The sequence below is a fragment of the Caulobacter sp. 10L414 genome (assembly GCF_056395525.1).
The window spans coordinates 1-14,470 of the sequence record NZ_JBFTJR010000095.1 but is presented as its reverse complement, the minus strand read 5'-3'; the positions used below and the strand labels follow the sequence as shown (position 1 = coordinate 14,470).

The 14,470-nt window shown below is 72.8% G+C and carries 5 protein-coding genes; 3 read left to right on the top strand and 2 right to left on the bottom strand.

What is annotated here, in order from left to right; genetic code table 11:
• The first annotated feature begins 52 nt into the window (after window positions 1-52).
• Together AC1DCG_RS23850 and AC1DCG_RS23845 are read left to right on the top strand one after the other, a co-directional pair.
• Window positions 53-8,824: an autotransporter-associated beta strand repeat-containing protein gene (locus tag AC1DCG_RS23850; protein WP_477041713.1), complete on the top strand. Its 8,772-nt coding sequence runs from the start codon at window positions 53-55 to the stop codon at window positions 8,822-8,824.
• 103 nt (window positions 8,825-8,927) lie between these two features.
• Window positions 8,928-9,692 (top strand): alpha/beta fold hydrolase, encoded by a 765-nt coding sequence (locus AC1DCG_RS23845; protein ID WP_477030047.1) that lies wholly within the window; start codon window positions 8,928-8,930, stop codon window positions 9,690-9,692.
• A gap of 385 nt (window positions 9,693-10,077) precedes the next feature.
• Here AC1DCG_RS23845 and AC1DCG_RS23840 read toward each other — a convergent pair whose 3' ends face one another.
• Both AC1DCG_RS23840 and AC1DCG_RS23835 read right to left on the bottom strand, forming a co-directional pair.
• The gene (locus AC1DCG_RS23840) at window positions 10,078-11,430 is read right to left on the bottom strand and encodes a sigma-54-dependent transcriptional regulator (protein ID WP_477030048.1); all 1,353 of its coding nucleotides are present in this window, start codon (window positions 11,428-11,430) and stop codon (window positions 10,078-10,080) included.
• Window positions 11,427-13,196, bottom strand: coding sequence for a sensor histidine kinase (locus tag AC1DCG_RS23835; RefSeq protein WP_477036527.1), 1,770 nt, complete (start codon window positions 13,194-13,196; stop codon window positions 11,427-11,429). The genes AC1DCG_RS23840 and AC1DCG_RS23835 overlap by 4 nt, the downstream gene beginning before the upstream one ends.
• Window positions 13,197-13,361: 165 nt before the next feature.
• On the opposite strand from AC1DCG_RS23835, the gene dctA reads away from it, so the two are divergent.
• On the top strand, window positions 13,362-14,470 hold a 1,109-nt coding region (dctA, locus tag AC1DCG_RS23830; protein WP_477041712.1), incomplete at its 3' end, for a C4-dicarboxylate transporter DctA.

Genomic DNA, 14,470 nt, shown 5'->3' with positions numbered 1-14,470 from the left:
GGACGGCTCGGCCGGGACGACCGGCGCGGGCTCCGGCGGCGGCGGCGGCGGCGTGAACCTGCAGACCGGCTTCGGCGCCCACGGCGGTTCAGAGGGCGCTTCGGTGAACGGGACCATGGGCGCGGCCTATGGCGCGACCGGGACCATGGGCGCGGCCATCGACACGGCCCAGACGATCACGACCACCATCACCGGCGGAACCGGCGGGCTGGGCGCCGACCCCGTCGGCACGGTGGGCCTGGCCGGCCACGTCTCGGGGTCCGGGCACGGCGGCGGCGGCGTCGGCGTCAGCGCGACGGCTGACGTGACCGTCGGGGCGGGCGGCCTGATCCAGGGCGGCGCCGGCGGCGGCGCTACGCTGGGCCTCGTCACCGGTCGCGGCGGCGGCGGCGGCGGCGTGGGCCTGTTCAGCAACAGCGATGTGACCATCCTGACCGGCGGCTCGGTTATCGGCGGCGCCGGCGGCGCCAGCAACGCGGGCGGCGGCGGCGGAGGGGCGGCGGCCATCGTGCTGACCGCGCCCGGCGAAGTCGTCAACGGCGGCGTGGTGCGGGGCGGCGCTGGCGGCCCAGGCAGCACGGGCAACTTCAGCGGCGACGGCGGCGCGGGCGTGCTGGTGCTGAACGGCGGCGCGGTCACCAACCTGGCCGGCGGCACGCTGACCGGCGGCAACGCCGGCACGGGCTGGCCGAGCTTCCTGGGCGCGCCCGGTTCGGCGGTCGAGGGGGCGAACGTCACCCTGGTCAACGCCGGCACGCTGGTCGGCGGCACGCGGACGGGCGGCTTCCGCGCCAACGCGGTCACCTTCACCGGCGGCGTGAACTCGCTGGAGATCTGGTCGAGCTCGGTGATCACCGGCAACGTCCAGGCCTATAGCGCCGCCGACCGCCTGATCCTGGGCGGGGCGACGGATGCGTCGTTCGACGTGTCGCAGATCGGCGCGGCGGCCAAGTACCGCGGCTTCGGCGGCTTCGAGAAGGCCGGCGCCGCGACCTGGACGCTGACCGGGACCAACACCGGGGTCACGCCCTGGACCCTGCGCGAGGGCCTGCTGCGCATCGCCGCCGACGCGGCCCTGGGCGATACGGCCGGCGCCTTGACCTTCGCCGGCGGCGGGCTCGACACCACCGGCTCGTTCGCCATCGCCCGCGACATCGTCGCCGCCGGCTTGGGCCGGCTGATCATCGCCACGGCCACCGACACCATCACCCTGGACGGCGACATCACCGGGACCGGAAGCCTGACCAAGGAGGGCCTGGGCACGCTGGTCCTGACCGGCGACAACGGCGCCTTCACCGGCCTCATCACCAACCAGACGGGCGTGCTGCGGATCGGCGGCGCGACGGCGGGCGACCTGGGCGCCGACGTCGTCAACGACGGCCTGCTGCGGATCTCGAACGCCGGCGACATCACCCTGTCGGGCGACATCTCCGGGACCGGCGACCTGGTGAAGGACGGCTCGGGCCGGACGATCCTGACCGGGACCAGCACCCATGCCGGCCTGACCACGGTCAGCGACGGCGTTCTGCAGATCGGCGCCGGCGGCGCTGCGGGCGGTTTCTCCGGCGACATCGTCAACAACGCGACCCTGGCCACCGACCACACCGGCGACCTGCTGCTGAGCGGCGACATCTCGGGCGTCGGCGCGTTCGGCAAGTTCGGCGCGGGCCGCTCGATCCTGACGGGCGCGCTGACCTATGCCGGCGGCACGACGATCGACGCGGGGACCCTGCAACTGGGCGACGGCGGCGCGGCCGTCGGCCTGGTGGGCGACGTGGCCAACAACGGCGTGCTGGCCACCAACCACGCCGGCGACCTGACCCTGGCCGGGGTCATCTCGGGCGCCGGCGGCTTCCAGAAGCTGGGTTCGGGCCGGACGATCCTGACGGGCGTCAACACCTTCTCGGGCGCGATCCGGGTCGATGCAGGCACGCTGCAGCTGGGCGCCGGCGGCGCCGTGGGCGGCCTTTCGGGCGCGATCGTCAACGACGGTGTGCTGGCGACCAACCACACCGGCGACCTGACCCTGGCCGGCGACATCTCGGGGACGGGCGCGTTCCTCAAGCAGGGCGCGGGCCGTACGATCCTGACCGGCGACCTTGGCTATACCGGCCTGACGACGATCAGCGCCGGCGTCCTGCAACTGGGCGCCGGCGCGCTGGTCAGCGACTTCGACGGCGACATCGTCAACAGCGGGGCCCTGTGGTCGTCGCATGACGGGGTGCAGGTGCTGTCGGGCGACATCTCGGGCATGGGCGCGTTCTACAAGTACGGCTCGGGCCGTACGGTGCTGACCGGGACCAACAGCTATCGCGGCTCCACCTTCGTCGAGGCCGGCACGCTGGTGGTGAACGCCGGGCGCACCGGGCTGGGCGCGGCGCTGACCGCCGTCCGTTCGGGCGCGACCCTGGCTGGCGACGGCGTGGTCGGCGGCCAGGTGATCGTGCAGGCCGGCGGCACGCTGGCGCCGGGCGACGGCGCGGGCACGCTGACCATCAACGCCGGCCTGCTGCTGCAGAACGGCTCGTTCCTGAGCTACGAGCTGGGCCAGGCCAACCTGCCGGGCGGAGCCTTCAACGACCTCGTGGTGGTCAACGGCAATCTCACGCTCGACGGCACGCTGAACGTCGCCGTCGCGCCGGGCGGCGGCTTCGATCCGGGCCTCTACCGGATCATCAGCTACACCGGCGCCCTGACCAACAACGGCCTCGACATCGGGACCATCCCGACGCCGGAGTTCTTCGTCCAGGCCTCGCTGGCCGGGCAGGTGAACCTGGTCAACAGCGCCGGCCTGTCCTTCCGTTTCTGGGACGGCGCGAGCGGCGTGCGCAACAACGGCTGGGTCGACGGGGGCGTAGGCCTCTGGCAGCGCTCGAGCGGCAACGACAACTGGGTCGACGAGGGCAACGTGCCCAACGGGACCTATGAGGACGGCGCCTTCGCGGTGTTCGGCGCGACCGCGGGCCGCGTGAGCGTGGACGCCAGCCTGGGCGCGGTCGAGACCGCCGGGATGCAGTTCGTCAGCGACGGCTACGTCATCGGCGGCGACGCGCTGACCCTGACCGGCCCCGAGGCCTTCATCAGGGTCGGCGACGGCACGGCGGCCGGGGCGGGACTGACCGCGACGATCGAGGCCGGGCTCGCCGGCTCGGCGCGGCTGGTCAAGAGCGACCTGGGCGTGCTCGTCCTGTCGGGGGCGAGCAGCTACACGGGCGGCACGACGCTGCGCGGCGGCGAGGTGCGGATCGGTTCGAGCGCGGCCCTGGGCGCGGCCTCGGGCGGGCTGGTCTTCGACGGCGGCCGTCTGACGGCGACCGCCGACCTGTCGCTGGGCCATGACCTCTCGCTGCTGAAGGACGGCCTGATCTCCACCGGCTCTGGCGTGACCGCGACGCTGGACGGTGCGATCGGCGGCGCGGGCGCGCTGGTCAAGGACGGCGCGGGGACCCTGGTGCTGGCCGGCGACGCCGGCCACACGGGCGGCACGCGGATCCAGGCCGGGAGCCTGCGGATCGGCGCCGGCGGCCTGACGGGCGGCCTTTCGGGCGACATCGTCAACGACGGCCAGCTGGTCGCCGACCGCTCGGGCCAGCTGACCCTGGCGGGCGCGATCTCCGGCTCGGGCGGCTTTGTCCAGACGGGGCAGGCCGTCACCGTGCTGGCCGGAACCAACACCTATGCCGGCGCCACCGACGTGACGGCCGGGACCCTGCTGGTCAACGGGGATCAAGCCGGCGCGACCGGAGCGACCTCGGTGGCGAGCGGCGCGACCCTGGGCGGCGCGGGCTTGATCGGCGGCTTGGTCAGCCTGGCCGACGGCGCGACCCTGGCGGCGGGCGGTGCGTCCGGCGCGGCGGGGACCCTGACGATCAACGGCGGGCTTTCGCTGGCCGGCGGCTCGATCCTTGACTTCCAGCTGGGCCAGGCCGGTATTGTCGGCGGCGCGCTGAACGACCTGGTGGCCGTGGGCGGCGACCTGAAGCTGGACGGCGTGCTGAACGTCTCGACGGCCGGCGGCGGCAGCTTCGGCACGGGCGTCTATCGCCTGTTCACCTATGGCGGAACCCTGACCGACGACGGCCTGACGGTGGGCGTGACGCCCGCCGGTTCGAAGGCCTACGTCCAGACGGGCTTCGCCGGCCAGGTGAACCTGATCAACACCGGCGGCCTGATTCTGAACTTCTGGGACGGTGATACGGGTACGGCCTTCGACGGCGCCATCAGCGGCGGCGACGGGGTCTGGCGCTTCAACGCCGGCGCCAACAGCTGGACCGAGGCGTCGGGCGACCTCAACGCCTTCTACGACCAGGCCGCCTATGCGGTGTTCGGCGGAACCTCGGGCGTGGTCAGCATCGACGACGCCCAGGGCGCGATCACGGCCGCGGGCCTGCAGTTCCTGACCAGCGGCTATCGCCTTGAGGGCGACGCCCTGGGCCTGACCGGATCGACCACCGAAATCCGCGTCGGCGACGGCACGGCGGCGAGCGCGGGCATGACCGCGACCATCGCCTCGGCGCTGACCGGCTCCGGCCGGCTGGTGAAGGCCGATCTGGGCGCGCTGATCCTCGACGGCGCCAACAGCTATGCCGGCGGCACGACGATCGCGGGCGGGGAGCTGCAGGTCAGCGCCGACGCCAACCTCGGCGCGGCGAGCGGCGGCCTGTGGCTGGACGGCGGGGCGCTGCGCACGACCGCCAGCTTCGCCAGCGGACGCACAGTCACGCTGGACGCCGACGGGCGCATCGAGACGGTCTCGGGCGCGACCCTGACGCTCAACGGCGGCGTCGACGGCGTCGGCGCCCTGACCAAGGACGGCGCGGGCCGGCTGATCATCGCCGGCGAGGGAACCTATGCCGGCGGCACGACCATCTCCGGCGGCGCCCTGCAGCTCGGCGACGGCGGGACGACGGGCGCGATCCTCGGCGCGGTGGTCAACAATGGCCTGCTGGCCTTCGACCGATCCGACGCCTCGACCTTCGCGGGCCCGATCTCGGGCTCGGGCGCGGTCGAGATCATCGGCTCGGGAACGACGATCCTGACGGCGGCCAACACCCATGGCGGCGGCACGGTGATCCGTTCGGGCACGCTGCAACTGGGGAACGGCGGGACGTCGGGCTCGGTGGCCGGCGCGATCGCCAACGACGGCGTGCTGGCGATCGATCGGTCGGACCGACTGGCCATGGCCGGCTTGATCTCGGGCGCGGGCGCCTTCGCGCAGGACGGCTCGGGCGTCACGGTCCTGACCGCAGCCAACAGCTATCTGGGCGAGACGCGGGTGAACGCGGGCCTGCTGGTGATCAACGGCGACCAGTCGGCCGCCACCGGCCTGACCTCGGTGGCGAGCGGCGCGGCCCTGGGCGGCTCGGGCGTGATCGGTGGCGATGTGGCGGTGGCCGCGGGCGGCGCGATCGGCCCGGGCAACAGCCCCGGCACGCTGACCATCAACGGCGATCTGACCCTGGCGCAGGGCTCGGCCCTGAACTTCGAACTCGGCGCGGCCAATGTCGCGGGCGGTCCGCTGAACGACCTGATCATGGTCGGCGGCGACCTCGCCCTGGACGGGACGCTGAACGTCTCGGTCCCGACCGGCGGGGCGTTCGACGCGGGCGTCTATCGCCTGATCAGTTATGGCGGCGCCCTGAGCGACAACGGCCTGGACCTGGGCGTCCTGCCGAGCGGCGCGAACGCCTATGTGCACATCGGCTTCGCGGGCCAGGTGAACCTCGTGAACACCGCCGGCCTGACCCTGAACTACTGGGACGGCGCGGCCAGTCCGGGCTTCGACGGCCTGGTCGACGGCGGCGACGGAACCTGGCGGGCGGCCGGCGGCCTGAGCTGGACCGGCGATGCGGGCGCGATCAACGCCGGCTATGCGAACGGCGCCTTCGCGGTGTTCGCCGGCGCGGCGGGCGTGGTGACCATCGACGGCGGGCAGGGAGCGGTGACCGCCTCGGGCCTGCAGTTCATGACCGACGGCTATCGCATCGAGGGCGACGCCCTGACCCTGACCGGGGCCCAGGCGAGCATTCGCGTCGGCGACGGCACGGCGGCGGGCGCGGGCATGACCGCCACCATCGCCTCGGCGATCGGCGGGGCCGGCGAGCTGGTCAAGACCGACCTGGGAACCCTGGTCCTGACCGGGGCCGACACCTATGCGGGCGGAACCACGCTCAACGCCGGCGGCCTCTACATCAACGGCGACCAGACCGCGGCGAGCGGCGCAACGCGCGTCAACGCCGGCCTGCTGGGCGGCGCGGGCGTGATCGGCGGTTCGGTCAGCGTGGCCGACGGCGCGACCTTGGCGCCCGGCGGCTCGACCGGCGCGGCCGGAACTCTGACGATCAACGGCGGCCTGACGCTGTCGAACGGCTCGATCCTGGACTTCCAGCTGGGCCAGGCCGGCGTCGCGGGCGGCGGGCTCAACGACCTGCTGGTGGTCAAGGGCGACCTGACCCTGGACGGCGTGCTGAACGTCTCGCAGAGCGCCGGCGGAACCTTCGGGGCCGGCGTCTATCGCCTGGTCAGCTATGACGGCGCCCTGACCGACAACGGCCTGCGGATCGGCGCGACGCCGGCCAGCGATCCGAGCTACGTCCAGACCTCGGTCGCGGGCCAGGTGAACCTGGTCAACACCGGCGGCCTGGTCCTGAACTACTGGGACGGCGCGGGCGCGGGCTTCGATGGCGCCATCGCCGGCGGCGCGGGCGTCTGGCGGGCCGGCGGGGCGGAAGCCTGGACCGACGCCGGCGGCGCGATCAACGCGACCTATGCCGACGGCGCGCTGGCGATCTTCGCCGGGACGGCCGGAACCGTGCGCATTGATGAGGCGGCGGGGCCGGTCTCGGCCATGGGCCTGCAGTTCGCGACCGACGGCTATCGCCTCGAAGGCGGCGACCTGACCCTGGCCGGCTCGCAGGCGGCTGTCCGCGTCGGCGACGGCACGGCCGCCGGGGCCGGCATGACCGCAACCATCGCGGCCGACATCGTCGGCGCGGCGGGCCTGGCCAAGACCGACCTGGGCGTGCTGGTCCTCTCCGGAACCAACACCTACGAGGGCGGGACGGCGATCAACGGCGGCGTGCTGCAGGCGTCGTCCGACGCCAATCTCGGCGCGGCGAGCGGCGGCCTGTCGTTCGACGGCGGCGCCCTGCGGACCACGGCGACGATGGAGACGGCCCGGGCGACCACCTTCGCCGGCGCCGGCCGCCTGGACGTGGCCGAGCGCACGACGCTTTCCCTGAAGGGCGCGGTCTTCGGCGCGGGCGGCCTGGTCAAGAGCGGCGCGGGAACCCTGGTCCTGTTCGGCGACGGTTCAGCCTATGTCGGCCGCGCCTCGGTCACCGCCGGCGTGCTGCGCGTCGACGGCGTGCTGGGCGGGGTGACCGACGTGATGAGCGGCGGTCGCCTGGAGGGCGTGGGCCGGCTGGGCGGGCTCGTCCTGCGCTTGGGCGGCGTCATCGCGCCGGGCGGCGAGGGCTTCGGCGTCCTGACGACGGCCGGCGACTTCGCGGCCGACGGCGGCCTGATCGAGATCGACGCCGTGCTCGGTGGCGACGGCTCGCAGGCCGATCGGCTGGTCGTGGGCGGCGCGACCTCGGGCGCGGCGCAGATCAGCGTCGCCAATCGCGGCGGCCTGGGCGCCCAGACGCAGGAGGGGATCAAGATCGTCGACGTGGCGGGCGCCTCGAACGCCCAGTTCACGCTGCGCGGCGACTACGTCTTCCAGGGCGACCAGGCGATCATCGCCGGGGCCTACGCCTATCGCCTGTACAAGAACGGCGTGGCTGCTCCGGCCGACGGCGACTGGTACCTGCGCTCGTCGCTGGTCGATCCGGGCGAGCCCGAGACCCCGACCCAGCCTGAGGCGCCGGAAGGCCCGCTCTACCAGCCCGGCGCGCCGGTCTACGAGGCCTACGGCGCCAGCCTGCTGAGCCAGAACGGCGTGGGCGCGCTGCGCCAGCGGACCGGCGATCGCGTCTGGGGCCAGGGCGCAACCGCGCTCGGCGGCGCCTGGGGGCGGATCGAGGGCGAGCAGAGCCGCTCGGAGAACGCGCCGCGTTCCAGCACCGGCGCCGACCTGAAGACCGACCGCTGGGCGGTGCAGATGGGCTATGACCGCGCGCTGCCCGATCAGACCTGGGGCGGGACCCTCGTGCTGGGCGCCAGCTGGCGCTACGGCGAGGCCGACACCAAGGTCCGCTCGGTCCATGGCGACGGGGCGATCGAGACCAACGGCTACGGCTTCGGCGCGACGGCCACCTGGTACGGGCAGGGCGGCGCCTATGTCGACCTGCAGGCCCAGGCCAGCTGGTACGACAGCGACCTGCGCTCGAACCTGCTCGGCGACCTGGCCCGGGGCCTGGACGGTTCTGGCGAGTCGGTCGGCGTCGAGGTCGGCAGGACCACGGCGCTCGGCGGCGGGCTGCAGCTGACGCCGCAGTTCCAGACCGTCTACTCGAAGGTCCGCTTCGACTCCTTCGGGGACGAGGCGGGCGCCCAGGTCTGGGGCGATCGCGGCGAGAGCCTGCGCTCGCGCATCGCCGCGGCCCTGGCGCGCGAGATCGAGGGCGAGGCCGGCGCCGGCCGCCTCTACGGCCAGATGGGCCTGGCCTACGAGTGGACGGGCGGTCCCAGCGTCATGGTGTCGGGCGCGCAGCTGGCGCGTCGCGACGACCGGCTGTGGGGCGAGCTGGCCTTCGGCGGCAGCTATCGCTGGCGCCAGGGCCTCAGCGTGTTCGGCGAGGCCTCGGCCGCCAGCGGGCTGAACGGTCTCGGCGACGCCTACAGCGTGCGGGCCAACATGGGTCTGCGCCTGGCGTTCTGATGTCGGCGGAGCCGGGGCCTGGCGGTCCCGGCTCCCGTCGCCGTTGCGGGCTTCGGCGGGCTTTGATATCGATTGAAACGTTCGTTTGAATCGATGGGCCGCCATGTTCCGCTTCACGACCTCCGACGGTCTTTCGATCGCCTGCCATGAGTGGGGAGGGGATGACGCCTCGCCGCCGGTCGTGCTGCACCACGGCTTTTCGGCCAGCGGTCCGATCAACTGGAAGGCGCCCGGGATCGTCGACGTCCTGACGGCCGCGGGACGGCGGGTGATCGCGATAGACGCCCGGGGCCACGGCGCGTCGGACAAGCCGCACGATCCGGCCTTCTACGGCGAGGCGCGAATGGCGCGCGACGTCTCCGAACTGATCGACCACCTCGGCGCTCCGGCCATCGACCTCGTCGGCTACTCCATGGGCGCGATCGTCGGCCTGATCTGCGCCAGCCGCGAGCCGCGCGTGCGCCGCCTGGTCGTCGGCGGGGTGGGCGAGGGCGTCGTCGCCACCGGCGGGGTCGACACCCGCCACGTGCCCAGCGACGCGATCGTCCAGGCGCTGCTGGTCGAGGACGTCTCGGCGATCGAGCACCCGGCCGCCGCGCCGTTCCGGCTGTTCGCCGACGCCGTCGGGGCCGATCGCAAGGCTCTGGCCGCCCAGGCCAGCGTCGTCCACGCCACGCCCATAGCGCTCGACCGCATCACCGCCCCGACCCTGGTGATCGCCGGCGACGACGATCCTCTGGCGGTGCATCCCGAGCGTCTGGCCGCCGCGATCCCCGGCGCGCGCTCGCAGTTGGTGAGCGGCGACCATCGCTCGGCCGTGGCCGCGCCGGCCTTCGCAGAGGCGATCGTGGCGTTCCTGGCGGTCTAGGGGCGGCCTCAGTTGGTCGATGGGTAATTGGTTATTTGTTTCAACAGCTTATAGAAATTGTCATCCCGGCCGTAGCGCAGCGGAGCGCCGGGATCTCCCACAGTTTTCGAACCTGCCGACGTGGGAGATCCCGGCTCTACGGATCGCTGACGCGCTCCTCCGGCCGGGAAGGCGCGTTTCTTTGCACGCCAATTGAGTCCAGACCCTAGGTCGGATCGGTCCGATAGGCCTCCTGAAAGAGTCCGTTCTTCCCCGCGAAGGCGGGGATCCAAGCGGCGCCTGCGGGGCGCCCGCGGCCCCGCCAGACCCCGAAAGGCGGCTTGGGCCCCCGCCTTCGCGGGGGAGCTCGGTAGAATTGGCCAGGTTGGCTTGATGTCGATCCGCCCTAGACCTTGCCCGGCCTGTAGCGGTCGATCTCGATGCCGTGGCGGCGCAGCTTGTCGTAGAAGGTCTTGCGCGGGGTCTGCAGCAGGGTCATGGCCGTGCGGGCGTCGCCGCCGCAGGCCGCCAGGGTCTCGCGGATGACCATCGCCTCGTAGCGGCCGGTGCGATCGGCCAGGCTTTCCGTCGCGGCCGGCGTCGCGCCGTCCTCGGCGACCAGCGCCGAGGGCAGTCCCAGGGCCACGCGTTCGGCGTAGTGCGCCAGCTCCCGCACGTTGCCCGGCCACTCGTGGCCCAGCAGATGGTCGCGGATCGTCGCCGTCAGGCGCGGCGGCGGTCGGCGCAGCCGCGCGGCGGCCTCGGCCAGGAAGTGACCGAACAGCGTCGGCACGTCCTCGCGCCGCTCGCGCAGGGGCGGCACCACCAGGGTGACCACGTTCAGGCGGTAGTAGAGGTCGGCGCGGAAGGCGCCTTCGCGCACGGCTTCGGCCAGGTCGACCTTGCTGGCGGCGATGATCCGCAGGTCCAGGTGACGGGGCTCGGCCGCGCCGACGGGCCAGATCTCGCGCTCCTCGACCACCCGCAGAAGCTTGGCCTGCAAGGTCGGCGACAGGCCCTCGATCTCGTCGAGAAACAGCACGCCGCGGTCGGCCCGCTCGATGCGGCCGGTGCTGGGGCGAGCCGCGCCGCCCGCCGAGCCGGCGGCGGAGCCGAACAGTTCGGTCTCGAACACCGCCTCGGGCAGGGCCGCGCAATTGACCGTGACCATCGGCCGGCTTCGCCGCGCCCCGCCGCGATGCAGGGCGTGGGCCACAAGGCCCTTGCCGGCGCCGGTCTCGCCCTGGATCAGCACGTCGACCTCGGCCTCGGCCAGTTGGGCGATGGTGGCCCGCAGCCGCTGCATCACCGGCGTGTCGCCCAGCAGCGGCGAGCCGCCGCTGGCCTGGGCGGCGGCCTCCAGCCGGCGGTTGTCCAGCACCAGGCCGCGCTTCTCCAGCGCCCGCGCCAGGGCGGCGGTCAGGCGCTCCATCGGGAAGGGCTTGGAGACGAAGTCGTAGGCGCCGTCCTGCAGCGCCGCCACCGCCATGGCCACGTCGCCGTGGCCGGTGATCAGCAGCACCGGAATGTCCGGATCGATCGCCCGCACGCGCTCGAAAAGCGCCAGGCCGTCCATGCCCGGCATGCGCACGTCGCTGACCACGGCCCCGTCGAACTCTCGCGACAGCGCCTTCAGCGCCGAGGGGGCGTTGTCGAAGGCGGCGACCTCGAAGCCGCGCAGTTCCAGGCCCTGGGCCACCGCGCCGCGCAGGGCGTCGTCGTCGTCGACGAGCAGGATCTTGCCGACGGGGGCGCTCATGGGACGGCCTTGCGCAGGGTCAGGGTGAAGGTCGCGCCGGCGCCCGGCGTCGAGGCGGCCGACAGCTCGCCGCCGAAGCCTGTGGCGATGTCGTGGGCGATCACCAGGCCAAGACCCAGGCCGCGCGGCTTGGTGGTCAGGAACGGCGTGAAGAGGGCGCGCTCGACCTCGGGCGCGAGCCCCGGCCCATTGTCGGCGACGGCGATCAGCACGGCGTCGTCGGTCTCGCGGACGGTCAGGGTGACGGCGCCGTCGGCACGCTCCTCCACCGCCTCGAAGGCGTTCTGCAGCAGGTTGACCAGCACCTGCTCGAGCCGCACCCGCTCGCCCAGCACGGCCAGGCCAGGGGTCTCGCCCTTGCGCACCAGCCGGGCCTGCTGCCGGCGCGAGCGGCTGGCGGTCAGCAGCACCGAGCCGTCGATCACCTCGCTGACCAGGGTCGGCTCGACCCGGCCGTCGGCCTTGCGCGAGAAGGCGCGAAGCTCATCGGTGATGCGGCCGATGCGCTCGGTCATGGCGGCGATGGCGGTCAGGTTCTCGCCCGCCGCCTCGGGACGGCCGCGCGCGATCAGCAGAAGGCCGTTGTCGGCGTTGGCGCGGATGGCGGCGACGGGCTGGTTGATCTCGTGGGCCACGCCGGCGGCGATCTGGCCCAGCGACGCCAGCTTGTTGGCCTGCACCAGGTCGGCCTGCAGCGAGCGCAGGCGGGTCTCGGTGCGCTGGCGCTCGTCGACCTCGTGCGAGAGGGCGCGGTTGGCGACCGTCAGCTCTTCGGTGCGGACCTCGACGCGGCGTTCCAGCTCGGCCCGGGCCTCGCGGTCGCGCTGGGCGGCGATCTGGATGCGCCGCCGGCGGACCCACAGCCACAGCAGGGCGGCGCTGAGCAGCATCCAGACCAGGGCGGTGATCCAGCGCGCGGCGTCGGCGGTCTGGTCGGCGGGGGCGGCGGGGCTCAGCAGGTGCAGGGTCCAGCCCGGCGCCACCTCGGCCAGGCGGGTCTCGATCAGGCGATCGGGCTGGGCGTGGTCGGTGCGGGCCACACCGTCGCCATGCCGCGTCCTCAGCGGCATCGGCGCGAAGGTGGCCGCGCCGTACTGGCCCTGGGCGCGCAAGGCCTCGCGGGCGGCCGGCGACAGGGGCGTGCGCGCCAGGAAGCGCCATTGCGGCTCGCTGGTGATCAGCACCAGCCCCTGGCGATCGACGACGAAGGCCGGCTCGCCGATCGCCCGCCAGGCGGTCTCGACGGCGTCGAACTCCAGCTTGACCACGACGACGCCCAGCACGCCCTTGGGTCCGTCGACGCGGCGGGCCAGATAGAGGCCGGGCTTGTGACTGACCGTGCCCAGGGCGAACTGTTCGGCATAGCCGCTGCGCAGGGCCTGCGCGAAGTAGGGGCGAAAGCCGTAGTTCGAGCCGAGGAAGCTGGTGGGCTGGCGCCAGTTGCTGGCCGCGGCGGTGAAGCCGTCGGCGGCGACCACGTAGATCACCGCCGCGCGCGTCTGGGCGCCCAGCACCTCCAGCTTGCGCGACAGGGCTTCCAGCCGGCGCGGATCGCGGGTGGCTAGGGCGGTCTCGAGGTCGGCGTCGTCGGCCAGCACCAGGGGCAGGGCGCGCTGCTTGTCGAGTTCGCTGCGCAGCACGGCCGCGTGGAGGGCGGCCGAGGCGCCGGCCCGCCCGCGCAGGCCGGTCATGGCGCGGTCGTGAGCCAGGGCGCCCACCGCCATCACCAGGGCCGCGCCGATCAGCGTGGCGATGATCGCGAACACGGCCAGCCCACGGCGCGAGATCGAGCGGGTCGGCGCGGGAGGGGCGTCGGTTTCGGGTGAAACGATTTGTGCCATATTCCACACAAGTGCGGTTCTGTCTGGGTGGAATATGGCACGGAGGTTCTGCCGTGGCGAGGCGTAAATTTGGATTTCTCTAGAACATTCATGGGGTTGGTGTCGGATGTCGAAATCGAGTCCTTCTGGCCCAAGTTCGGGGCCGACCTGAAGCCGCTGGGCGACGCCTTCATCAAGCTGGTGAAGATGGTCATCGCCCCGGTGATCTTCCTGACCGTGGTCACCGGCATCGCCGGCATGCGCGACCTGGGACGCTTCGGCCGCGTGGCCTTGAAGGCCTTCGCCTACTTCCTGACCTTCTCGACCCTGGCCCTGATCGTCGGCCTGATCGTGGCCAACGTSGTCCAGCCGGGCGCGGGCATGAACGTCGAYCCGGCCAGCCTGCACAGCGACAAGATCGCCGACTATGCGGCGAAAGCCCACGAGACCACCATCGTCGGCTTCCTGCTGCACATCATCCCCACGACCGTGGCCGGGGCCTTCGCCGAGGGCGAGATCCTGCAGGTCTTGTTCTTCTCGGTGACCTTCGGCATCGCCCTGGCCCTGGTCGGCGACCGCGGCCAGCCGGTGATCGACCTCCTGGAAGCCACCGCCCACGCCTTCTTCAAGCTGGTGGCCATCCTGATGAAGGCCGCCCCCGTCGGCGCCTTCGGGGCCTTCGCCTTCACCATCGGMAAGTACGGCATCGGCTCGGTGATCAACCTGGCCGCCCTGGTGGGCACCTTCTACGCCACCTCAGCGATCTTCGTGCTGGTGGTGCTGGGCGCGGTGGCCCGCTTCAACGGCTTCTCGATCCTCAAGCTGCTGCGCTACCTCAAGAGCGAACTCCTGCTGGTGCTGGGCACCAGYTCSTCGGAATCGGCCCTGCCCAGCCTGATGGAGAAGATGGAGAAGGCCGGCTGCGCCAAGCCKGTCGTSGGCCTGGTCGTGCCGCTCGGCTACTCGTTCAATCTCGACGGSACSAACATCTACATGACCCTGGCGGCCCTGTTCATCGCCCAGGCCACCGGCGTGCACCTGTCGCTGGGCGACCAGCTGGCCCTGCTGGGCGTGGCCATGCTGTCGTCCAAGGGCGCGGCCGGCGTCACCGGCGCGGGCTTCATCACCCTGGCCGCAACCCTCTCGGTCGTCCCCAGCGTCCCCGTCGCCGGCATGGCCCTGATCCTCGGCGTCGACCGCTTCATGAGCGAGTGCCGCTC